Source organism: Amycolatopsis melonis (assembly GCF_040064235.1).
GTDB classification, from domain to species: domain Bacteria; phylum Actinomycetota; class Actinomycetes; order Mycobacteriales; family Pseudonocardiaceae; genus Amycolatopsis; species Amycolatopsis melonis.
In genome coordinates this window covers 16,602-37,995 of the sequence record NZ_JBDZYD010000012.1, presented here as the reverse complement: position 1 = coordinate 37,995, position 21,394 = coordinate 16,602, and the positions used below count along the sequence as shown (strand labels likewise).

The window sequence follows — 21,394 nt, the reverse complement described above, 5'->3', positions numbered from 1 at the left end:
TGAAGGGCACCTTCCCTGCGTCACATGCACGGAAGGTGCCCTTCAGCGCACTTCGGCGAAGCTCTCCGGGGGCGGGCACGAGCAGACCAGGTTGCGGTCGCCGGCGGCGCCGTCGATGCGGCGGACCGGCGGCCAGATCTTCGGCGCGCCGATGCCCGCCGGGAAGACGGCCGTTTCGCGGCTGTACGGCCGGTTCCACTCGCCCGCCACGCAGCGTGCCGTGTGGGGCGCCTGGCGCAGCGGCGACTCCGCCAGCGGCCACTCCCCCGCCGCGACGCGGTCGATCTCGGCGCGGATCGCGATCATCGCGTCGCAGAAGCGGTCCAGCTCCGCCAGGTCCTCGCTTTCGGTCGGCTCGACCATGAGCGTGCCCGCGACGGGGAACGACATCGTCGGCGCGTGCAGGCCGTAGTCCGCCAGGCGTTTCGCCACGTCGTCGACCGTGACGCCGGTTTCCTTTGTGATCTGGCGCAGGTCGAGGATGCACTCGTGGGCCACGAAACCCCCGCGGCCCGCGTACAGCACCGGATAGTGGTCACCGAGCCGCCGGGCGACGTAGTTCGCGGCGGCCACCGCGACGAGCGTCGCGCGGCGCAGGCCGCCGGCACCCATCATCCGGAGGTACGCCCACGAGATCGGCAGGATCGACGCGCTGCCCCACGGCGCCGCGCTGACCGGGCCGACGCCGGTGGCCGGCCCGGCGGCCGGCTGCAGCGGATGGTTCGGCAGGAACGGCGCCAGGTGCGCGCGCACCCCGATCGGGCCGACGCCGGGACCGCCTCCGCCGTGCGGGATACAGAACGTCTTGTGCAGGTTCAGGTGCGAGACGTCGGCGCCGAACCGGCCGAACTGCGCGACGCCGATCAGCGCGTTCAGGTTGGCGCCGTCGACGTACACCTGGCCGCCCGCGTCGTGCACCGCCGCGCAGACCTCGCCGACGGTGTCCTCGTAGACCCCGTGCGTCGACGGGTAGGTGAGCATGATCGCGGCAAGGTCGCCGCGATGGTCGTCCACAGTGGACTTCAGGTGCGCGAGGTCGATGTTGCCGTCGTCGTCGCAGCGGACGACGACCACGCGCAGGCCCGCCATCACCGCGCTCGCCGCGTTCGTGCCGTGCGCGCTCGCCGGGATCAGGCAGACGTCGCGGGCGTGCTCGCCGCGGGAGCGGTGGTAGGCGCGGATGGCGAGCAGGCCCGCGAACTCGCCCTGGCTACCGGCGTTGGGCTGCAGGGAAACCGCGTCGTAGCCGGTGATCCGGGCCAGCCACGCGCTCAGGTCGGCGACGACTTCGAGGAGGCCGGCGGCGTCCTCGGCAGGCGCGAACGGGTGCAGCCCGGCGAACTCCGGCCAGGTGACCGGCTCCATTTCCGCGGTGGCGTTGAGCTTCATGGTGCACGAGCCGAGCGGGATCATGCTGCGGTCGAGGGCGACGTCGGCGTCGGCGAGCCGCCGCAGGTAGCGCAGCATCGCCGTTTCCGACCGGTGCGCGTGGAACACCGGGTGCGTCAGGTAGCCGCTCGTGCGCCGCAGTGGCGCCGGGAGCGCGTCCGCGGTGTCCGCGTCCAGTCCGTCCACATCGGACACCGAGACGCCGAACGCCTTCCACACCAGCGCAAGCCGGTCGCGGGTGGTGGTTTCGTCGCAGGCGATGCCGACGTGGTCGCCGTCGATCCGGCGCAGCAGGACACCGAGGTCCCGCGCCGCCGCGACGACGGCGTCGGCCCGGCCGGGTACCGCGGCGACGACGGTGTCGAAGAACTCGCCGTGCACGACGTCGACGCCGCCCTCGGTGAGGCCGGCGGCCAGCACGGTGGCCATCCGGTGGGCGCGCAGCGCAATCGAGCGCAGTCCCTCGGGGCCGTGGTACACCACGTACATCGACGCCAGCACCGCGAGCAGGACCTGCGCCGTGCAGATGTTCGACGTCGCCTTCTCGCGGCGGATGTGCTGCTCGCGGGTCTGGAGGGCGAGCCGGTAGGCGGGGGCGCCGTCGGCGTCCTTCGCCACGCCGACCAGGCGGCCGGGCAGCTGCCGTTCCAGGCCTTTCCGCACCGCGAGGTAGGCGGCGTGCGGGCCGCCGAAGCCGAGCGGGACGCCGAACCGCTGCGTCGAGCCGACGGCGACGTCGGCGCCGAGTTCGCCGGGCGGCCGCAGCAGGGTCAGCGCGAGGGGGTCGGCGGCGACGACCACGGCGGCGCCGTGTTTCTTGGCGTCGGCGATGGTGCGGTCGAGTTCGCGGACCGCGCCGGACGCGCCAGGGTACGACAGCAGCAGGCCGAAGAAGTCGCCGCCGAGGCCGAGCCCGGTCAGCCCCTGGGAGAGGTCTTCGACGACGATTTCGATGCCCAGCGGCTCGGCGCGGGTCCGCAGGACGGCGAGGGTCTGCGGCAGGGTGTCCTCGTCGACGACGAAGCGGTCCGACGCCGACTTCCCGGCCCGGCGCACGAGGGTCATCGCCTCGGCGGCCGCGGTGGCCTCGTCGAGCAGGGAGGCGTTGGCGACCGGCAGCGCGGTGAGGTCGGCGATCATGGTCTGGAAGTTGAGCAGGGCTTCGAGCCGCCCCTGGGAGATTTCGGGCTGGTAGGGGGTGTAGGCGGTGTACCAGGCCGGGTTCTCGAGCACGTTGCGCCGGATGACGGGCGGGGTGACGGTGTCGTGGTAGCCGAGCCCGATCATGGCGGCACCGGGCCGGTTCCGCGCGGCCAGTGACCGCAGTTCGGCCAGCGCCTGGGCTTCGGTGGCGGCCGGCGGCAGGTCGAGGGGTTCGGCGGACGCCCGCAACGACGGCGGGACGGCCTGCTCGGCGAGGTCGTCGAGGGAGGCGACGCCGATGACGTCGAGGATGCGCCGGAGTTCGGCGGGGCCGGGCCCGATGTGCCGGTCGGCAAAGGGAAGGCCCTGTTCCAGCGAGGCGAGTGACGGCTCCACGATGGCCTCCTCCGAACGGCAGTGTCCACCCAAGGCGACTGTAGAACGAAAGGCGACCGAGGCCGGGGGTCCGGGGGCGGAGCCCGCCGGGCGGGGCGTGGGGGTTGCACCCCACAGGACACACCGGAGGGGCGAGGGCGAGCGCTCTCCGCGAGCACAGCTCCCCCAACCCCGGAGGTAGTCCTCCCCGCTCTGTCTGACCCCGAGGGGCGCCTGAGAGTTTCGCCCGCAGGTTGAGCCGGGCTTGCACCGTCGGCGGGGCCATCAGGCTGTGTCCTGACGACCCGCTTTCCAGAGGCGTCTCGTCCGCGCGGTCCAGGGTGCCTGAGAGGTTCCGGGGAGGACTTGCTCCTTCGGCGCCGAGCTCAAGGTGAGGCTCGGACTCTCCCGCGCGGATTCGTCGACCGCACCGACGACCTTACCCGGTCCGCCCGGGCGTTGATCACCCGGTCCGGCGGGCGTTGCGGCGCTGGGTGAGTTCGTCCGGTTCGTGCGTCTCGACGATGCCGCCGTCGGCGCGTTCGGCCGGGAACTCGTGGATGGTGCCGCTGATTTCCTGCATGGCTCCGCTGACCGCGATGCCGAAGACGCCCTGGCCGCCCTGGAGCAGGTCGACGATCTCCTCCGGGGACGTGCACTCGTAGACGGTGGTGCCGTCGGAGAACAGTGTCACGCGCGCGAGGTCGCGGACGCCGCGGAGGCGGAGGTGGTCGACCGCGACCCGGATGTTCTGCAGGGAGACCCCGGTGTCGAGCAGGCGCTTGACGACCTTGAGGACGAGGATGTCCTTGAAGGAGTAGAGCCGCTGCGAACCGGAGCCGTGTGCGGTGCGGATGCTCGGCGCGACCAGCTTCGTCCGGGCCCAGTAGTCGAGCTGACGGTAGGTGATCCCGGCGATCTGGCACGCGGCCGGGCCGCGGTAGCCCACCAGCTCGTCGGGCAGCGAGTTGTCGGGGAACAGTTCGCCCTGCTCACCAGTCGCGACCTCGACAGGCTGCTTCTCGGAACCAGCCTCGACCACGCAAGCCTCCCCTCGCCCGACCTGACGGCCGGCGAATGACAGCCGGACGGTCCCAGGAGCGGGACCCGCCGGAGATCAATCACCACGGTCCGGCCCCAGACCGTGAATCACACCGTGGCGATTTACCTGCTTCGACGGTAAGCGCCCGGACTGAACCGGTCAACGCGACGCGCGGCAAGCCGCAACGGACGGATGAGCGGTTGATCCGTTCGCCGTACCCCCTACGGCGTGATTCAAACCCGTTGACGGCTTTTACTCAGCCGAGTAATTTTTTACTCATGCAAGTAAACACCGACCTCATGGCCGAGCTGGGCCTGAGCCCGACCGAGGCCGTGCGCCGGGCGCAGATCGTCGGCGCCACCATCGGCGTCCTCGCCGACCTCGGTTACCGGAAGACCACCTTCGCCAGGATCAAGGAGCGGGCCGGGCTCAGCAGCACCCGGCTGATCTCCTACCACTTCACCAACAAGGCCGGCCTGATGCAGGCGGTGCTCAGCACGGTCGTCGAGACGAAGAACCAGTTCCTCGCCGAACGCACCGGCGGCGGGCTCGACCCGGCCGACCGGGCCGGCTACCTGCGGGCGCACATCGAGACGTCGATCGCGTTCCTGCGCGCCTACCCCGAGTGCGTCCGCGTGCTGACCGAGCTCGCGGCCAACACCGACGATGCCGAGGGCTGGTCGATGACGAAGGTGCTGGTCGACGACCTGCGCGTGCACGGCCTGGCCCGTCAGCTCAAGCAGGGCCAGGCCGAGGGGGTGTTCGGCGAGTTCACGCCCGAGGTGATGGCGATGTCGATCGCGCAGGCCATCGACGGGGTGGCCGCGGCGTACGCGGCCGACCCGTCGCTGGATCTGGAGAAGTACGGCCGGGAGGTCGCCGACACCTTCGTCAAAGCGACGAAGCCGTGAGCACGCGGTCGAGGCGTTCTTCGATGCGGGCCTTCGGGAACGCGCCGACGATCGTCTCGACCGGCTCGCCGTCGCGGAAGAGGATCATCGTCGGCAGCGACATGACCCGGTAGGCGCGGGTGGTCTCCGGGTTCTCGTCGGCGTTGATCTTGCGGATGGCGAGCGTCCCGGCCCGCTCGGCGGCCAGCTGCGCCAGCACCGGGCCGACCATCCGGCACGGGCCGCACCAGGTGGCCCAGAACTCGACGAGCACGGGAACGTCACTGCCGAGCACTTCGGCGAAAGTCGCGTCGGTGACGTCGGTGACGAGGCTGTTTTCGGGCATGGCGGCTTCCTTCACGGGCGCGGGGATGCGGGCACGACGCACGGATCGGGTGCCTGGCGGGCGAGGGCGGCGGCGAGCTTCCCGGCCAGTTCGGCCCGGATGCCGCCGAGCCGCGCGAGAAGGGCGTCCGCTTCTTCGAGCTTGCGCCGGTAGACCTCGATCGAACTGGCGCAGGCGTCGCCGGTCTCGTGACCGCTGCGCAGGCATTCGACGAACGGCCGGGTCTCCTCGAGCGTCAGCCCGACCGTCTGCAGGGTCTGGATCTCCTTGACCAGCTGGAGGTCGTGCTCGTCGTACTCGCGGTAGCCGTTGGCCGAGCGCCGGGCCCGCAGCAGCCCCTGGTCCTCGTAAAACCGCAGCGCACGGGTGGTGACACCCGTGCGCTGCGCCAGTTCTCCGATCCGCATGCCTGCGACGCTAGACGTTGACGTCCACGTCAAGGCAAGCGATCACGTGTCGGCTCCGCGGAAGTCCTCGGGCGACACGGAGTCGAGGAACTCGCGGAACTTCTCGACCTCGTCCTCCTGCTCGTCCGGGATGATCAGGCCGGCTTCCTCCAGCACCGAGTCCACGGCGTGGATGGGGACGCCGATCCGCAGGGCCAGCGCGACCGAGTCGCTCGGCCGGGCGGACACCCGGATGTCGCCGTCGAAGACCAGTTCCGCGAAGAACGTGCCTTCCTTCAGGTCGGTGATGACGACCTGCTCCAGCTCCCGGCCGAGCGCTCCGATGACCTCTTTCAGCAGGTCATGCGTGAGCGGACGAGCGGGGCGGACTCCCTGCTGCTCCAAGGCGATGGCGGTGGCTTCGACCGAGCCGATCCAGATCGGCAGATACCGTTCACCCTCGGTCTCCCGCAGCAACAAGATCGGCTGATTCGCGGGCAGCTCGACCCGCACACCGACGACGCGCATTTCGCTCATCGGGCTTCGCCTCCCTCTCGTGCACACGGGCTTCAGCGCTCAACCGGTTTCGCGCCGCCACTGTCGACGCTACCCGTCATCCGCGCGCTGTGCTCGCTGTCCGGACTCTCTCGGTTCGCCTGCCGCAAACCCGTGCCTTCACGGTACGGCATGCGGTGCCGAACATTCAGTCATTGACATGGGACCGCAAAGAGGATCTCACTGCCCCGTTACGCTCAACACCCGGAGACGCCACGGATTCCGGCCTTGACGAGGAGCGTGTGGAGCGTCACGGACAGTGCCGCGAGCTCCCTGACCACCTCGTCGGCGCGTGCCTTGGCTTCCGGATCACGGTGCCGATACACCGGCGTCACGATCTGCTCCAGCAACCCGACCTCGCGGTCGGCCGCGGCGCGGAAGGCACGCAGGTGTCTCGGCTCGATACCGAATTCGGTCATCGCCTTCACCGTCCGCGCCACCAGGACCGCGTCCGGGTCGAAGAACCCGGCGGGACCGGGCCGGACCAGGCCGTACTGCTGCAGCTCGGCCAGCGCGGCCGCGTCGATGCCCGCCTGCTCCAGGAGTTCCTCCCGGGTCAGCCGCTGCTCCTGGCCGGTGGCGAAGTCGTCCGCCACGGGCAGGCCGACGTTCTCGGCCGCCGTGTCGATCGGCACCAGCCGGCGCGGCGGGCGGGGCAGGGCCGCGGCGGGCCCGGCACCCGAGTCCGCCGCGTCCAGCTGTTCCTTGATGACCTTCAACGGGAGGTAGTGGTCCCGCTGGGCGGCCAGGACGAACCGGAGACGCTCCACGTCCGCCGGGGCGAACTGCCGGTACCCCGAAGCCGTGCGGCCCGGCGTGACCAGGCCTTCCGCTTCCAGGAACCGGATCTTGGAGATGGTGACATCGGGGAAGTCGGTGCGCAGCTGCGCCAGCACGGCCCCGATGCTCAGCCCATGACTCTGTGGCCGTCCGGCCGCCGTCACTGCGCCCCCTGGCCCCCGTGCCCCGGGCCGGTCAGGAAGACCAGGCGGAACTTCCCGATCTGGACCTCGTCGCCGCCGGCCAGCACGGCCTGGTCGACCGGCTCGCGGTTGACGTAGGTGCCGTTGAGGCTGCCGACGTCGATGACGACGAACTCGCCGCCCTCACGCCGGAACTCGGCGTGCCGTCGCGAGACCGTGACGTCGTCGAGGAAGATGTCGCTGTCCGGGTGCCGCCCGGCGCTGGTGGTGTCGCGGTCGAGCAGGAACCGCGAACCCGCGTTCGGCCCGCGCTTCACGACCAGCAGGGCCGAACCCGGCGGCAGGGCGTCGACACCCTGGACCGGTGCTTCCGGGGCCGGGGCGGGCTCGTGGCCTTCGGCTTCGGCCAGGAAGTCGGCCCGGAAGACAGAGGTCCGCTCCGGAGACTGCTCCGGGGGAACGCCGCCGGGCCCGTCGTTCGTGCTCACCTGAGCTCTCCTCCACACATGCTGTGTTGCCAGTACTCAAGAACGTGTAGCTGCCAACGTACCGTGCCTGATCGATTCTCCGAGCCCCGGCTCCCCGAACCGGCGCAGCGCGGCTCAGCCCTTGGTCAGCGCGTCGTACGCCTCGGCTTCGAGCAGGGCGTCCAGGCCCGCCGGGTCGTCGAGGCGGATCTCGATCAGCCAGCCCTCGCCGTAGGGGTCGCTGTTGATCAGTTCCGGCGAGTCGGCGACCGCGTCGTTCACCGCGACGATCTCGCCGTCGACCGGCGCGAACAGCTCGGAGACGCTCTTGGTCGACTCGACCTCGCCGAAGACGTCGCCCGCGCTCACCTGGCGGCCGACCTCGGGCAGGTCGACGAACACGACGTCGCCGAGCTGGTCCTGCGCGTACTCGGTGATGCCGACGCGGACGAGCGTCTCCTCGCGGGTGGCGACCCACTCGTGTTCCTCGGTGTAGCGAAGCTCTTCAGGAGCGGACACCGCCGGTCCCCTTTCATGCCCTCACTGGCGAAAACGTGCTGGGCGCAGTCTTACACCCACACGGCGCAACCGCCCGCCGCGACCCGGGAAAGTCAGTCGCCGGTGGCGCCGCGCAGGGCGTTGCGCGCCTGCACGACGTAGAGCACGCCGGACCAGACGTAGAGGACGGCGCCCCAGATGGTGAAGGCGTACCCGATCGGCCGCGCGACCGCGGCGACGGCCGAGCCGCCCTGCGCGAGCAGCAGGAACGGGAAGGCGTACATCAGGACGAAGGTGGCGCCCTTGCCGATGTAGGTGACCTCCGGCGGGGCGAACCCCCGGCGGCGCAGGGTGACGACGCAGACGCCGAGCACGGCCTCGCGCAGCACCAGCGGCACCACGACCCACCAGGGGATGATCTCGCGGACGAGGAACGCGGCGAGCGTCGCGAGGATGTAGAGCCGGTCGGCGGCGGGGTCGAGCAGCTGCCCGAGCCGGGACATCTGGTTGAGCCAGCGGGCCAGCTTGCCGTCGAGCCAGTCGGTGAGGGCGCTGAAGACGAGCACCGCCAGCGCCCAGCCGTCCTCCTCCGGGCCGAGCAGCAGCCACAGGAACACCGGCACGCCGGCCAGCCGCAGCAGGGAGAGGATGTTGGGGACGTTGAGGGCCTGCCGCAGCAGCGAAGGCTCGGCGGCGTCCGCCGGGGCGGCGGGTTCGGGGGCGGCTGTGCTCACCAGGTCATTAAACAGCGGACCGGGCCCGGCAGCCCGGTCCGGGCATGCCCCGTGCCGAAGTCCACGGCGGGGCATGCCCGGACACCGGGCTCAGCTCGCGCGGTGGTGGCTCCAGCCCCGGCGCTGCAGCTCGGCGCTGCTCAGCGACTCGGGGCGGCCGCGGTAGTCGGTGCCCATCCAGCGGGCCCGGCCGGCACGTCCCTCGAGGACGTACGGACGGCCGCCGCACCAGACGACGGTGCTCGGGACGGTCGGCGGGCTGGACGGGTCTTCGGTGCTGCTCTCGGCTTCGGCGTTCATCGCTCTCACGGGCTCGGGACGGTTTCGGGGACGGGAAGCTCTTCGGCCTCCACCAAGATCTTCGGCCCGCGGGGCCGGGTTGTTAACCGGCACGGCGTGAATTAGACCGATCGATTCTTCATGGCAGCGTGAGGTTTCGGAGCGTGAACGGAATGTTAATCGTCCATTGTGGACATACAGTGTGGAGCCACCGGAGCGGGCCGCCACCCGGCTGGAGTAATCTCCGGCACACCTGTGGGCGAGTCGGTCCACACGGCCCCGGCCCGGAGGGGCCAGAATGTCCGGGTCAGCCGAGCCGGGGAGGAAGGATCGCGGTGCCCCACCCGACCACCACGAGGACGTGGCGGCCGTTGCTCGCGGCCTGCCTCGCCGTGCCCGCCCTCGCGGCCTGCTCCGGCGAACCCGCCGCCCAAGCACCGCCTTCCCCCTCTTCGCCGTCGGCGTCCACCCCGGTGACGACGCCGACCGGCACTCCCCCGCCACCGCCGCCGAGCGAGGGCTCGTCCGCGCCGCCCCCGGTGTCGAAGCCGTCGGGGCCGCCGCCGACCGTGCCCGGGTCGTGCGGCACCGTGACCGCCGCCAGCGGGCTGACGCTGTACGTGTTCGACAGCGGCGCCGCGGGGGTCAGCTGCGCCACGGCGACGAAGCTGGTCGGCGACTTCCACCGCAAGATCGCCGGCCGCCAGGGCGCCGGCTCGAACGACGCGGTGAACGAGACCGTCGACGGCTGGCTGTGCACATCCGGCCCGCCCGCCGCCCAGGGCGGCACGACCTGTACCAAGGGCGAGCAGACGGTGTTCGCCGCCGTCGTGCCGTCCGAGTGATCCGTTCCTGCTCCTGAAGGGCCCATGAAGACACTCGCGTACCCCTTGCTGCTCGCGACCGCCGCGTTGGCAGGCTGCGGCACCACCCCACCCCCGGCGGCGGCACCGACCGCGGCCCAGGCGGCCGCGGAGAGCACGGTCCCAGGCGTGCCGTGCGGCGAAGTGCCGGGAACGGGCGGGGCAAAGACGGTGGTGACGGCCCACGGAAAGGTCGACTGCACCGCGGCGGCGAACCTGCTGAAGGACTACTTCGCCAAGCTGACCCCGGCCGAGGCGAACTCCCCGGACGGGCCGGGCCCGATCGCCCTGGGTGAGTGGACGTGCGGCAGCGGCGCCAACGACCCGGTGACGGCCTGCTCCACCGAGGACGGGCGCCAGGTCGAGGGAACGCGCCGGTAGGAAGGACCCGGGCGCCCGAATGTGGCCTTCGGTGCGCTCAACGCACCCAAGGCGGCCTCCGGTGCGTAGCCGCGGCGCTCCCCCGGCGCCCCAAGGCGGCCTCCGGTGCGTAGCCGCAGCGCCCCCCAGCGCCCCAAAGCGGCCTTCGGTGCGCTCAACGCACCGAAGGCCACCTTGGGGCGCTCGAAAACCCGGCCCGGTCAGGACTTGAGGTCCGGGAAGTCCTCCTCCCGGAACTCCGTCCCCGCCCCACGCCCCGGGTCGTTCTCGCGGCCGCGCAGTTCCACGCGGCGGATCTTGCCCGAGATCGTCTTCGGCAGCTCCGCGAACTCCAGCCTCCGGATCCGCTTGTACGGCGCCAGATGCTCCCGGCAGTACGCCAGGATCGAGCGAGCCGTCTCCGCGTCCGGGGAGAATCCGGCCGCCAGCACCACGTACGCCTTGGGGACGGCCAGGCGGATCGGGTCGGGGGCCGGGACCACCGCCGCCTCTGCCACTGCCTCGTGCTCGATCAGCACGCTCTCCAGCTCGAACGGCGAGATGCGGTAGTCCGAGGCCTTGAACACGTCGTCCGTGCGCCCGACATACGTGATGTAGCCGCGTTCGTCGATCGAACCGACGTCGCCGGTGTGGTAGTAGCCGTTCGCGAATGCCGCCGACGTGCGCTCGTCGTCGTCCGCGTAGCCCGTCATCAGGCCCACCGGGCGGTGCGCGAGGTCCAGGCAGATCTCGCCCTCCGTTGCGCGCTCGCCGCTGACCGGGTCGACCAGTGCCACCACGAAGCCCGGCAGCGGGTGGCCCATCGAGCCGGGTACCACCGGCTGGCCGGGCGTGTTCGCGATCTGGACGCTGCTTTCGGTCTGGCCGAAGCCGTCGCGGATGGTGACGCCCCACGCCTTCTCGACCTGGTCGATCACCTCCGGGTTGAGCGGCTCGCCTGCCCCCACCACCTTGCGGGGCGGGTTCTTCAGCGCCGTCAGGTCGGCCTGGATGAGCATCCGCCACACCGTCGGCGGCGCGCAGAAGCTGGTGACGCCGCAGCGGTCCATCTGCGCCATCAGCGCGCCCGCGTCGAACCGGCCGTAGTTGTACAGGAACACCGTCGCCTCGGCGTTCCACGGCGCGAAGAAGTTGCTCCACGCGTGCTTCGCCCACCCCGGCGAGGAAATGTTCAGATGGACGTCGCCCGGCTCCAGCCCGATCCAGTACATCGTCGACAGGTGACCCACCGGGTAGGACACGTGCGTGTGCTGCACCAGCTTCGGCTTCGCCGTCGTGCCCGAGGTGAAGTACAGCAGCAGCGGGTCGCCCGCCTTCGTCGGGCCGTCCGGGGCGAACTCCGGCGATTCGGCGAACGCCGACGCGTACGCGTGCCAGCCCTCGACCGGCTCCCCCACCGCGATCCGCGTGTAGTCACCGGCCACGCCGTCGAACTTCGGCGCGTCCACCGAGCGGACCACGACGTGCCGGGCCGCGCCCCGCTCCACGCGGTCGGTCAGGTCGGCCGGGCCCAGCAGCGTCGACGCCGGGATGATGACCGCGCCGAGCTTGATCGCGGCGAGGATGGTCTCCCACAGCTCGCCCTGGTTGCCCAGCATGAGGATCAGCCGGTCGCCGCGGCGGACGCCGAGGCCGCGCAGCCAGTTCGCCACCTGGTTGGACCGGCCCGACATCTCCGGGTAGGTCCACCGGTTCTCGGTGCCGTCCTCCTCGACGATCCACAGCGCGTCCCGCTCCGCGTTGGCGGGGTCGTGCGCGACGACGTCGAACCAGTCGATCGCCCAGTTGAACTCGTCGAACCGCGGCCACGCGAAGTCGCGGTAGGCCGTGTCGTAGTCCTCGCGGTGGGCCAGCAGGTAGTCCCGCGCGGCGCGGAACGCGTGGTGGACTTCCGGAGCGGTCACGCTGCCTCCTCTATTCGCCCTTGAACTCGGGCTTGCGGCGCTCCAGGAACGCCTGGACCGCCTCGCCGAGGTCCTTGCTGGGCAGGAACGCCGAGTTCCACGCCGCGACGTACCGGAGGCCGTCGGCGACCTGGCGCTCGGTGTTGGTCGCCAGCACCTGCTTGGTCCCCTGCACCACCAGCGGTGGGTTGGCGGCGATCTCCGCGGCCAGCTCGCGCGCGGCCTTCAGCAGGGTGTCCTGGTTGTCGTAGACGTCGTTGACCAGGCCGATCTTCTCGGCGCGGGCGGCGTCGATGTCCTTGCCGGTCAGGGCCAGCTCACGCAGGTGCCCTTCGCCGACGATGGACGCGAGCCGCTGGAGGCTGCCGAGGTCGGCGACAATCGCGACGCGCACCTCGCGCACGCTGAACTTGGCGTCCGCGCTGGCCAGCCGGATGTCGGCGGCCGCGATGACGTCGACCCCGCCGCCGATGCACCAGCCGGACACCGCCGCGACGACCGGCTTGCGGCACTCCGCGATCGAGCTGACCGCCGCCTGCAGCGACCGGACCTGGTCGAGGAACGCCGTGCGCGGGCCCGCCAGGTTGTCCCCGCCCAGCATCGGCGCCCAGTCGCCCATCATCGCGGGCAGGTCGAGGCCGTAGGAGAAGTTCGCACCGCTGCCGGTCAGCACCACGGACCGGACCTGCGGGTCGGCGTCGAGCGCGCGGAACACCAGCGGCAGCTCGCGCCAGAAGTCCGGGCCCATCGCGTTGCCCTTCGACGGGCCGAGGAGCGTCACTTCGGCCACAGGGCCGTCGACGTCGACCTTCAGGGAGACGAGGTCGGGCAGACTGTCAGCAGTAGCGGTCATGGGGTCATCTTGACCCATGGGTCCGACAATCCGCCATTGGCACCCTGTCAATTGACCCCCGGGTCAGCGTGCCGGGGTGCGCGCCGGATGCTTTCCTGAAGAGACCACAGCCTGAACAGACCGACGCCGAGACGGGGAGGACGGTGGGAGACATGAGCCCGGCCGGCAGCAGCGCGACCGTGATCGAGCCGGAACCCCCGGCCGCGCCCCCTCGCCGTGAGCCGCGCCCGATCGAGCTGACCGGTTCGTTCGAGCACGAAGGCCACCGGCTCTGGTACACCGAGTTCGGCAGCGGCGACAAGGTCGTCGTCCTGACGCACGGCATCATGCTCACCCGCCGGATGCACGCCCCGCTGGCCCGGCGGCTGGCCCGCGCCGGCTTCCGGGTGGTCACGCTCGACCTGCTCGGCCACGGCGACTCCGACCGCCCCACCGAGTCGTGGCGGTACTCGATGCCCGCGTTCGCCGAGCAGACCCTCGCGCTGCTGGACCACCTCGACGTGGAGTCCGCGGTGATCGGCGGGACGTCGCTGGGCGCGAACGTCTCGCTGGAGGTGGCGGTGCTGGCGCCGGAGCGGGTGCGCGGGCTGGTCGTCGAGATGCCGGTGCTGGACAACGCGATCGTCGCCGGGCTGGTCACGTTCGCCCCGCTGCTCATGGCGGCCCGCTTCCTGCCGTTCACGGTGCAGGCGGTCGCGCTGGCGGCTTCGCTGGTGCCGCACGGCAACCAGTGGGTCGACGTCGTCACGGACACGCTCTCGCAGCGCCCGGCACCGATGGCGGCGCTGCTGCACGGCGTGCTCTTCGGCCGGATCGCGCCGCCGAAGTCGGTGCGGCGCAAGATCACCACGCGGGCCCTGGTGATCGGCCACCAGGGCGACCCGATCCACCCCTTCGGCGACGCGGACACCCTGGCGGTCGACATGCCGGAGGCGGAGTTCGTGCAGGCCCGCAGCCCGGTCGAGCTGCGGTTCGACCCGACCCGGCTCTCGGACGCCATCCAGGACTTCGCGGCGAGCTGCTACGACGGCTGACCCGGCGCCGCGAGCCGGGCGGCGATGCCGTCCAGGACGCAGTCGAGGCCGATCCGGAAGGTCTCGTCGGCGTCGAGGTGGACGGCGTCGCGGACGACCTTCTCCAGCGCGGGGAACCGGCCGGTGGCGAAGGCCCGTTCCAGGTAGGGCCCGTAGGCGACCTGGTACTGGTGCTTGTCCATCCCGGTAGCCCGCTCGGCCCGCCGCTCGGCGATCTCCTTGCGCACCGCGCCGGCGACGTAGGAGTCGACCGCGGAGACGGCCGGCATGACGCTGTCGACGTCGATGCCGTCCAGCCCGGCCATCAGCGCTTCCGACCGGGCCAGCGCGTTCGGCCCGAACTGCGGCCGCCCGCCGATGAGGTCGGCGTACCATTCGTGCCGGTGCACGGCCCGCCGGATGGCCTCGGCCAGGGAACGCAGCACCTCACGCCAGCCGTCCCCGGCAGGCCGGATCTCCGCCTGTACCGCGTCGACCATGAGGTCGAGCAGCTCCTCCTTGGTGCCGAGGTAGCCGTACAGCCGCATCGGCCCGACGTCCAGCGCGGCCGCCACCTTGCGCAGCGACACCGCGTCGAGGCCGTCGGCGTCGGCCAGCCGGATCGCCGCGCGGACGATCCGCTCGCGGCTCAGCGGAGCCGGCGTCGGCCGGTCCGGCGGCTCGGGCCGTTCCCAGATCAGCATGGCGCAGACCATACATCGCATGGTTCGATACAGTGTATTGACAGATACACCGTATCGAAGGGGGATCCCCATGACGATCGCCATCGCCGGCGCAGGCCCGGGCGGGCTGGCACTGGCCCGCGTGCTGCACGTCCACGGCATCGAGGCCGTCGTGTACGAGCGGGAGCCGTCCCGCGACGCCCGCGGGCAGGGCGGCATGCTCGACATCCACTCCGGGCAGCAGGCCCTGCGCGAAGCCGGGCTGCTGGAGCAGTTCCACGCGCTCGCCCGCGGCGAAGGGCAGGACATGCGGCTGCTGGAGCCGGACGGCACCCTCCTGCTGCAGGAGGACACGCCGGACGACGCGCCGATGGCGCGGCCCGAGATCGACCGCGCCGACCTGAGGAACCTGCTGCTCGATTCGCTGCCCGAGGGCACGGTCCGGTGGGGCCACGCGGTCGCGCACGCCGGCGACGGCGTGCTGCACTTCGCCGACGGCACCAGCACGACGTACGACCTGCTCGTCGGCGCCGACGGCGAGAACTCCCGGGTCCGGCCGCTGCTCACCGCCGCCCGCCCGGTGCACACCGGCCAGCACGTCGTCGAGCTGGGCATCCCGGACGCCGGCCGCACGCACCCGGACCTCGCGGCGATGGTCGGCCGCGGCAACTACTGGGTGCTCGGCGACCGGCAGTCGCTGGGGGCGCAGCGCAACGGCGACGGCCGCATCCGCGTCTACCTGAGCTTCCACGACACGCCGTCGGACTGGATCACCACGTGCGGCATCCCGTTCGGCGACCCGGCCGCCGCCCGCGAGCGGCTGCTGGCGGAGTTCGACGGCTGGGCACCCGGGGTCAAGGCCCTGATCGCGGCCTGCGACGACACGGTCGTGCCCCGGTCGATCAACACGCTCCCGGTCGGCCTGACCTGGCCGTCACGGCCGGACGTCACGCTGGTCGGCGACGCGGCGCACCTGATGCCGCCGGTCGGCGAGGGCGCCAACATGGCCCTGCTCGACGGCGCGGTCCTCGGCCGCGCGCTGGCCGCGCACCCCGGCGACATCCCCGCCGCCGTCGCGGAGTACGAACGCGAGATGTTCGAGCGGACCGGCGAGGCCGCCCGGATGTCGGCGAAGATGCAGGAGATGGTCACCTCGCCGGGCGCCGCCCGGAAGGTGCTCGAGTTCTTCCAGCCCAGCCGGCCGTGATCAGCCGGGCATCACGCGTGTCCCGAGGGGCATCACGCGTGACTGGAGAGGCATCACGGCCGATGCCCCGCGAATCACGTGTGATGCCCGCCGGATCACGTGTGATGCCCGTGGGATCACGGGTGATTCCCCTCCGGGGCCAGCCCGGCGACCGGGCCGATCACGATCACCGCGGGCGGGCGGACTCCCGCGGCCGCCGCGTCGGCGGTCACCGTGTCCAAAGTGGACCGGAGGGTGCGCTGGGTGCGCATGGTGCCGTCCTCGACGATCGCGACCGGCGTGTCCGCCGGGCGGCCGCCGTCCAGCAGGGCCTTCGCGAACTGCGGGAGCCGCTCGACGCCCATCATCAGCACGATCGTGCCGCGCATCTTCGCCAGCAGGTCCCAGTCGACCAGTGACCGGTCGTCGCCGGGGGCGACGTGGCCCGAGACGACCACGACCTCGTGGGCGACGCCGCGGTGGGTCACCGGGACGTCGGCGACGGCCGGGACCGCGAACGCGCTGGTGATGCCCGGGACCATCGTCACCGGGACGCCCGCCGCGGCGCAGGCGAGGACCTCCTCGAAGCCGCGGCCGAACAGGTACGGGTCGCCGCCCTTGAGCCGGACGACGAACTTGCCCTCCTTGGCCCGCTCGACCAGCGTCTGGTTGATCACGTCCTGGCTGGCCGCGCGGCCGTACGGGATCTTCGCCGCGTCGACGACCTCGACCTCGGGCGCGAGCTCGTCGAGCAGCTCGCGGGGCGCCAGCCGGTCGACCACGACGACGTCCGCGCGCGCGAGCAGCCGCCGCCCGCGGACGGTGATCAGTTCCGGGTCGCCCGGCCCGCCGCCGACCAGGGCCACGCCGGGCAGGGTGCCTTCCGGGTGCGGCTGACGGCCGTCCTCGACGGTGCCGTTGTGCAGGCCGTCCAGGATGGAGTCGCGGACCGCGGCCGAGCGCAGCGGTTCGCCGCCGGACAGGACGCCGAAGAGCAGGCCGCCGTGCCGCCCGGACGCCGGGGTCACCGCGGTGCCGGACTCGCCTTCGTCGGCGCGGACGCAGAAGACGCGTTCCCGCTCGGCCTCGGCGCAGACCGCGGCGTTGACCTCGGGGTCGTTCGTGCAGGCCAGGGCGTACCAGGCGGCCTTGAGGTCGCCGTCGGCGTAGCGGCGCTCGTGCCAGACCAGCTCGCCCGCGTCCACCATCCCCTGCACCGACGGCGTCGTGTGCGGCGACACCAGTTCGACGCGGGCGCCCGCGCTGATCAGCCGGGGCAGCCGCCGTTGGGCCACGGTCCCGCCGCCGATCATCACGACGCGGCGGCCGCTGAGCTGGAGGCCGGAGAGGTAGTGCGGGTCGTCCATGGCCGGGATCTTATTGGTGGACGAGGCCCGCGCCAGCTCAGCGTGGGTCATGCCACCCGGATCTCCCTCCGGGTGGCATGACCCGGGTCAGCTCGCGCGTCCCGAAGACGGGTACGGCAGCAGCGCCATCTCCCGCGCGTTCTTGATCGCCGTGGCGACCTGCTTCTGCTGCTGCGGGGTCAGCCCGGTCACCCGGCGGGCGCGGATCTTGCCGCGGTCGGAGATGAACTTGCGCAGCAGGTCGACGTCCTTCCAGTCGACCTCGGTGATCCGGTTGGCGTGCAACAGGTTCACCTTGCGCTTGCCGGGACGGTCGCGGTTCGGCTTCGGCATCGGGCTCACCAGCTCGACTTCGAGACGCCGGGCAGCTCACCGTTGTGCGCCGCCTGCCGCATCTTGACACGCGACAGCCCGAACTTCCGCAGGTAGCCGCGCGGACGGCCGTCCGAGACGTCCCGGTTGCGGATGCGCGTCGGGCTCGCGTCGCGCGGCAGCTTCTGCAGCGCGACGACCGCCTCGGCCTTCTCCTCCGGCGACGACTTGGGCGAGGCGATGGTCGCCTTGAGCGCGCGGCGGCGTTCGACGTAGCGCGCGGCGATCACCTTCCGCTGCTCGTTCTTCGCGATCTTGGACTTCTTGGCCATCAGCGCTCTTCCTTGAACTCGACGTGCTTGCGCGCCACGGGGTCGTACTTGCGCAGGACCATCCGGTCCGGGTCGTTGCGGCGGTTCTTCCGCGTCACGTACGTGTAGCCGGTGCCCGCGGTGGACCGCAGCTTGATGATCGGCCGGACGTCGGTGCTCTTCGCCATGGCAGCTTCACCTCCTTCGCCCCGGGCGGGACCCGCCCGAGTTGGTAGTGGTTTTCATTGTCATCTACGCTGGGCACAGTACCCCGCCCGGATTCCTGGAGCCTGTGTGACCCCCGAGCCGATCCCCCGCCCCCGCGTCCCGCTCGTCCTCGTCAGCGGCCTGGCCGCCGGACCGAACGCCGCGCTCGCCGAGCTGCTGCGCGCCGCCGGGCCCGGCACCGCCGTCGTGCACCACGACCTGCGCGAGATCCACTCCGGCGTGGTCCGGCGCCGCCTGCGGCTCGGCGAGCGCGACGAGCTGACCGTGCTGGAGCTGGCGCACGGCTGCGTGTCCTGCACCCTGCGGGAGGACCTGCTGCCGCTACTGCGCCGGCTGGCGCGGGAGCCCGGCGTGACCCGGATCGTCGTCCGGCTCGACGAGGCCATGGAGCCCGAGCCGGTGAGCTGGGCGATCCGGAACGTTCTGGTCGGCGACCACCCCGTCGGCGACGACGTCGACCTGCGGGCTGTCCTCACCGTCGTCGACTGCGCCACCTGGCTCGCCGACGTGACCGGCGACGACGTGCTGGCCGAGCGGAACCTGCAGGGCAGCCCGGAGGACGAGCGCACGGTCGCCCAGGTCGCGCTGGCCCAGGCCGAGTTCGCCGACGTCCTCGTGCTCGCGGGCGCGGCCCCCGACGCGTGGAACGCCGCGAAGGCGTCCGCGATCCTCGACCGCGTCGCCCCGTCGATCCCGCGGGTCGAGCTGGCCCGCGTCGACGGGCACAGCGTGCTCGACGCGGTCCCGGCGAACGCGCGGCGCGGCGAGGTCACCGACATGCACGGCGCGCTGCTGCGCGGCGAGCCGCCGCTGCACACCGACTGCGGCATCGGGCTGCTCACCTTCACCGCGCAGCGGCCGTTCCACCCGGAGCGGCTGCACGACGCGCTCGACGTCCTGCTCGACGGCGTCGTCCGCACCCGCGGGCGCGCGTGGGTGGCCAGCCAGCCCGACGTCGCGTTCTGGATCGAGTCGGCGGGCGGCGGCCTCGGCATCGGCCACGCCGGGCCGTGGCTCGCCTCGCCGGACGGTCCGGCGTGGACGGACGTCTCCCCCGAGCGCCGCACGCTGGCGTCGCTGCGCTGGGACCCGGTGCACGGCGACCGCGCGCAGGAACTGGTCGTCGTCACCGACCAGGCGACCCCCGAGGAGGTCGAGGCCGCCCTGCGCGGCGCCCTGCTCACCGACGAAGAGCTGGCCGAAGGCGCGGAAGCCTGGCTGCGCTACCCCGACCCGTTCGGGAACTGGCACGAGGAACCGTGCGAGGACACCGAAACCGACCCGGCGCGGCACGACGCGACCGCGGCCAACCGAAAGGACGAACAGTGAAATCCGGGATCCACCCCGACTACCACCCGGTGGTGTTCAAGGACTCGTCGACCGGCGACGCGTTCCTGACCCGCTCGACCATCACCTCCGACCGGACCATCGAGTGGTCCGACGGCCACACCTACCCGCTGGTCCTGGTCGACATCAGCTCGTGGTCGCACCCGTTCTGGACCGGCACCCAGCGGATCATGGACAGCGCCGGCCAGGTCGAGAAGTTCCACCGCCGCTACGGGAAGCGAGGCACCCGCTGATGGCCGTCCCCAAGCGGAAGATGTCGCGCAGCAACACCCGGTCCCGGCGGTCGCAGTGGAAGGCCGCGGTGCCCGACCTGGTCCCGATCAAGGTCGACGGCGAGACGAAGCTCGTCCCCCGCCGGCTGATCAAGCACTTCCAGCGGCTGGCGAAGTGACCGTCCCGGTCACGGTGCTGTCGGGGTTCCTCGGCGCGGGCAAGACGACACTGCTGAACCGCATCCTCGCCAACCGGGCGGGGCTGCGGGTCGCGGTGATCGTCAACGACATGAGCGAGGTCAACATCGACGCCGCGCTCGTCCGGTCGCAGGAGCGGCTGGTCGAGCTGACCAACGGGTGCATCTGCTGCACCCTGCGGGAGGACCTCCTGGAGGAGGTGGCGGCGCTGTGCGCGGACGACCGCTTCGACCACGTCCTGATCGAGTCGAGCGGGATCTCCGAGCCGATGCCGGTGGCGGCGACGTTCACGTTCCTGGAGCAGGTGGCCCACCTCGACACGATGGTGACGGTGGTGGACGCGGCGAACTTCCGCCGCGAGCTGGCCGGCGGCGACTCGCTGGTGGAGCGCCGGATCGACCAGTACGAGGGCGACGAGCGGACGGTCAGCGACCTGCTGATGGACCAGGTCGAGTTCGCCGACGTCCTGCTGCTGAACAAGACGGACCTGATCGAGCCGCGGGACGTCGACGAGCTGGTGGCGATCCTCCGCCGCCTCAACCCGGCGGCGGACGTGGTCACCGGCAGCTTCGGGCAGGTCCCGCTGGAGCGGGTCTTCGGCACCGGCCGGTTCGACCCGGTCAAGGCACAGGAGGCCCCGGGCTGGGTCGCCGAGCTGAACGGCGACCACGTGCCCGAGACCGAGGAGTACGGCATCTCCAGCGTGGTCTTCCGCGCTGCCGAGGCGTTCGACCCGGCGCTGTTGTGGGACTTCGTCGCCCGGCGGCTCGATTCGGGCGAGTTCGGGACGGTGCTGCGCTCCAAGGGATTCTTCACGCTGGCATCCCGCCCCGGCGTGACCGGCCTGTGGTCCCAGGCGGGCACGGTGGCGCGGTTCGAGCCCCAGGGCGTGGCGGAAGAGCCGAGGCAGGAGCTGGTGTTCATCGGCGTCGGCCTCGCCGGGGAGGCATTGCTGACGGCACTGCGCGAGTGCCTCGGCGACGTCGCGAGCGGGCCGGACCCGTTCCCGGAGTGGGACCCGGTCCACGTCCACTGAGCGGCGCGTGCTGAAGGGCACCTTCCTCGCATGTGACGCAAGCAAGGTGCCCTTCAGCAGATGCCCAGCCCGCCCGGCAGACCACCCGGCCGGGCTTCCCCGGTCGCCCGGTCAGTGATCGTCGTAGTGGTCCTCGTGGGCCGCGTGGCGGTGGCCGTCGTGGAGGTAGTCGACGTGGTCGCCGTGGGGGACCGCCACGTGGCCGCAGCCATCGCCGTGGCTGTGGTCGTGGCCGCTGTGCGGGACGTGCCCGCTGATTTCGCACTCGTCGAAGTGCCCGTCGTGGGCCCGGTGCAGATGTCCTTCGTGCACGTAGTCCACGTGGTCACCGTGCGGGATGGCCGTGTGGCCGCAGCCCTCGCGGTGGATGTGGTCGTGGCCGGCGTGCTCGACGTGCGGGATGGTCATCGGCTGGTCCTTCCGGGGTGTGTCCAAAACGGACGGTACTCCCGGAGTCCGTGCGCCGCCTCCGC

The 21,394-nt window shown here is 71.8% G+C and carries 28 protein-coding genes and 1 riboswitch; of the genes, 9 read left to right on the top strand and 19 right to left on the bottom strand.

From position 1 onward, the window contains the following. Positions 1–42: 42 nt before the first annotated feature. Entirely contained in the window at positions 43–2,928 is a 2,886-nt protein-coding gene (gene gcvP, locus ABJI51_RS29905; RefSeq protein WP_348954386.1) for an aminomethyl-transferring glycine dehydrogenase, read from the bottom strand. A 301-nt stretch (positions 2,929–3,229) separates the two neighbouring features. Further along, positions 3,230–3,328, bottom strand: a riboswitch (glycine riboswitch). A gap of 42 nt (positions 3,329–3,370) precedes the next feature. Beyond that, positions 3,371–3,949 (bottom strand): MerR family transcriptional regulator, encoded by a 579-nt coding sequence (locus ABJI51_RS29900; protein WP_348954385.1) that lies wholly within the window; start codon positions 3,947–3,949, stop codon positions 3,371–3,373. A 278-nt stretch (positions 3,950–4,227) separates the two neighbouring features. Here ABJI51_RS29900 and ABJI51_RS29895 point away from each other — a divergent pair, with 278 nt between their 5' ends. Further along, on the top strand, positions 4,228–4,860 hold the full coding sequence (locus ABJI51_RS29895; protein WP_348954384.1) for a TetR/AcrR family transcriptional regulator: 633 nt from the start codon (positions 4,228–4,230) through the stop codon (positions 4,858–4,860). Here the strand turns inward: ABJI51_RS29895 and trxA are convergent. The 9 genes from trxA to ABJI51_RS29850 all read right to left on the bottom strand — a co-directional run bounded on the left by trxA (position 4,841) and on the right by ABJI51_RS29850 (position 9,616). Further along, the gene (trxA, locus tag ABJI51_RS29890) at positions 4,841–5,185 is read right to left on the bottom strand and encodes a thioredoxin (RefSeq protein ID WP_348954383.1); all 345 of its coding nucleotides are present in this window, start codon (positions 5,183–5,185) and stop codon (positions 4,841–4,843) included. The genes ABJI51_RS29895 and trxA overlap by 20 nt on opposite strands. Positions 5,186–5,196: 11 nt before the next feature. After that, on the bottom strand, positions 5,197–5,592 hold the full coding sequence (locus ABJI51_RS29885) for a MerR family transcriptional regulator (RefSeq protein WP_348954382.1): 396 nt from the start codon (positions 5,590–5,592) through the stop codon (positions 5,197–5,199). A 42-nt stretch (positions 5,593–5,634) separates the two neighbouring features. Next, a complete protein-coding gene (locus ABJI51_RS29880; protein WP_004559569.1) occupies positions 5,635–6,108 on the bottom strand; it encodes a bifunctional nuclease family protein in 474 nt (157 codons plus the stop codon). A 215-nt stretch (positions 6,109–6,323) separates the two neighbouring features. Then, positions 6,324–7,070: a transcriptional regulator FtsR gene (gene ftsR, locus ABJI51_RS29875; protein ID WP_348954381.1), complete on the bottom strand. Its 747-nt coding sequence runs from the start codon at positions 7,068–7,070 to the stop codon at positions 6,324–6,326. Further along, on the bottom strand, positions 7,067–7,537 hold the full coding sequence (gene garA, locus ABJI51_RS29870) for a glycogen accumulation regulator GarA (RefSeq protein ID WP_348954380.1): 471 nt from the start codon (positions 7,535–7,537) through the stop codon (positions 7,067–7,069). Before garA ends, ftsR begins: the two co-directional genes overlap by 4 nt. Positions 7,538–7,651: 114 nt before the next feature. Further along, complete coding sequence (gcvH, locus tag ABJI51_RS29865; protein WP_348954379.1) at positions 7,652–8,035, bottom strand: glycine cleavage system protein GcvH; 384 nt, start codon at positions 8,033–8,035, stop codon at positions 7,652–7,654. 92 nt (positions 8,036–8,127) lie between these two features. Next, positions 8,128–8,748: a cardiolipin synthase ClsA gene (gene clsA / locus ABJI51_RS29860; RefSeq protein ID WP_348954378.1), complete on the bottom strand. Its 621-nt coding sequence runs from the start codon at positions 8,746–8,748 to the stop codon at positions 8,128–8,130. A gap of 90 nt (positions 8,749–8,838) precedes the next feature. Continuing rightward, a complete protein-coding gene (locus tag ABJI51_RS29855; protein WP_348954377.1) occupies positions 8,839–9,048 on the bottom strand; it encodes a hypothetical protein in 210 nt (69 codons plus the stop codon). 286 nt (positions 9,049–9,334) lie between these two features. Then, a complete protein-coding gene (locus ABJI51_RS29850) occupies positions 9,335–9,616 on the bottom strand; it encodes a hypothetical protein (protein ID WP_348954376.1) in 282 nt (93 codons plus the stop codon). A gap of 1 nt (position 9,617) precedes the next feature. Between ABJI51_RS29850 and ABJI51_RS29845 the strand changes: the two genes are divergently transcribed. After that, on the top strand, positions 9,618–9,872 hold the full coding sequence (locus tag ABJI51_RS29845; protein ID WP_348954375.1) for a hypothetical protein: 255 nt from the start codon (positions 9,618–9,620) through the stop codon (positions 9,870–9,872). 24 nt (positions 9,873–9,896) lie between these two features. Beyond that, the gene (locus ABJI51_RS29840) at positions 9,897–10,271 is read left to right on the top strand and encodes a hypothetical protein (RefSeq protein ID WP_348954374.1); all 375 of its coding nucleotides are present in this window, start codon (positions 9,897–9,899) and stop codon (positions 10,269–10,271) included. Between the two features lie 200 nt (positions 10,272–10,471). Here the strand turns inward: ABJI51_RS29840 and ABJI51_RS29835 are convergent, their stop codons facing one another. Both ABJI51_RS29835 and ABJI51_RS29830 read right to left on the bottom strand, forming a co-directional pair. Further along, positions 10,472–12,175, bottom strand: coding sequence for an AMP-binding protein (locus ABJI51_RS29835; protein WP_348954373.1), 1,704 nt, complete (start codon positions 12,173–12,175; stop codon positions 10,472–10,474). Positions 12,176–12,185: 10 nt separating this feature from the next. Then, positions 12,186–13,028: a crotonase/enoyl-CoA hydratase family protein gene (locus ABJI51_RS29830; protein WP_348954372.1), complete on the bottom strand. Its 843-nt coding sequence runs from the start codon at positions 13,026–13,028 to the stop codon at positions 12,186–12,188. Between the two features lie 152 nt (positions 13,029–13,180). Between ABJI51_RS29830 and ABJI51_RS29825 the strand changes: the two genes are divergently transcribed. Beyond that, positions 13,181–14,062 (top strand): alpha/beta fold hydrolase, encoded by an 882-nt coding sequence (locus ABJI51_RS29825; RefSeq protein WP_348954371.1) that lies wholly within the window; start codon positions 13,181–13,183, stop codon positions 14,060–14,062. On the opposite strand, the gene ABJI51_RS29820 is transcribed toward ABJI51_RS29825, so the two are convergent. Further along, the gene (locus tag ABJI51_RS29820; RefSeq protein WP_348954370.1) at positions 14,050–14,745 is read right to left on the bottom strand and encodes a TetR/AcrR family transcriptional regulator; all 696 of its coding nucleotides are present in this window, start codon (positions 14,743–14,745) and stop codon (positions 14,050–14,052) included. The two genes, ABJI51_RS29825 and ABJI51_RS29820, sit on opposite strands and share 13 nt — an antisense overlap. 70 nt (positions 14,746–14,815) lie before the next feature. Between ABJI51_RS29820 and ABJI51_RS29815 the strand changes: the two genes are divergently transcribed. Then, complete coding sequence (locus ABJI51_RS29815; RefSeq protein ID WP_348954369.1) at positions 14,816–15,931, top strand: FAD-dependent oxidoreductase; 1,116 nt, start codon at positions 14,816–14,818, stop codon at positions 15,929–15,931. 116 nt (positions 15,932–16,047) lie between these two features. Here the strand turns inward: ABJI51_RS29815 and cobA are convergent, their stop codons facing one another. The 4 genes from cobA to rpmG form a co-directional block, all read right to left on the bottom strand. After that, positions 16,048–17,277 (bottom strand): uroporphyrinogen-III C-methyltransferase, encoded by a 1,230-nt coding sequence (gene cobA / locus ABJI51_RS29810; RefSeq protein WP_348954368.1) that lies wholly within the window; start codon positions 17,275–17,277, stop codon positions 16,048–16,050. 87 nt (positions 17,278–17,364) lie between these two features. Beyond that, a complete protein-coding gene (gene rpsR / locus ABJI51_RS29805) occupies positions 17,365–17,619 on the bottom strand; it encodes a 30S ribosomal protein S18 (protein WP_348954367.1) in 255 nt (84 codons plus the stop codon). Then, the gene (rpsN, locus tag ABJI51_RS29800) at positions 17,616–17,921 is read right to left on the bottom strand and encodes a 30S ribosomal protein S14 (protein ID WP_348954366.1); all 306 of its coding nucleotides are present in this window, start codon (positions 17,919–17,921) and stop codon (positions 17,616–17,618) included. The genes rpsR and rpsN overlap by 4 nt, the downstream gene beginning before the upstream one ends. Continuing rightward, entirely contained in the window at positions 17,921–18,088 is a 168-nt protein-coding gene (gene rpmG / locus ABJI51_RS29795; protein WP_348954365.1) for a 50S ribosomal protein L33, read from the bottom strand. Before rpmG ends, rpsN begins: the two co-directional genes overlap by 1 nt. Before the next feature lie 106 nt (positions 18,089–18,194). On the opposite strand from rpmG, the gene mrf reads away from it, so the two are divergent. The 4 genes from mrf to ABJI51_RS29775 are packed head-to-tail and all read left to right on the top strand — an operon-like array spanning position 18,195 to position 20,921. After that, positions 18,195–19,457, top strand: coding sequence for a ribosome hibernation factor-recruiting GTPase MRF (mrf, locus tag ABJI51_RS29790; RefSeq protein WP_348954364.1), 1,263 nt, complete (start codon positions 18,195–18,197; stop codon positions 19,455–19,457). After that, positions 19,454–19,708, top strand: coding sequence for a type B 50S ribosomal protein L31 (locus ABJI51_RS29785; protein WP_348954363.1), 255 nt, complete (start codon positions 19,454–19,456; stop codon positions 19,706–19,708). The genes mrf and ABJI51_RS29785 overlap by 4 nt, the downstream gene beginning before the upstream one ends. Beyond that, positions 19,708–19,866 (top strand): 50S ribosomal protein L32, encoded by a 159-nt coding sequence (gene rpmF / locus ABJI51_RS29780; protein ID WP_348954362.1) that lies wholly within the window; start codon positions 19,708–19,710, stop codon positions 19,864–19,866. Before ABJI51_RS29785 ends, rpmF begins: the two co-directional genes overlap by 1 nt. Further along, complete coding sequence (locus tag ABJI51_RS29775) at positions 19,863–20,921, top strand: GTP-binding protein (protein ID WP_348954361.1); 1,059 nt, start codon at positions 19,863–19,865, stop codon at positions 20,919–20,921. Before rpmF ends, ABJI51_RS29775 begins: the two co-directional genes overlap by 4 nt. Before the next feature lie 111 nt (positions 20,922–21,032). Here the strand turns inward: ABJI51_RS29775 and ABJI51_RS29770 are convergent, their stop codons facing one another. After that, the gene (locus ABJI51_RS29770) at positions 21,033–21,329 is read right to left on the bottom strand and encodes a hypothetical protein (RefSeq protein ID WP_348954360.1); all 297 of its coding nucleotides are present in this window, start codon (positions 21,327–21,329) and stop codon (positions 21,033–21,035) included. Positions 21,330–21,394: the final 65 nt, after the last annotated feature.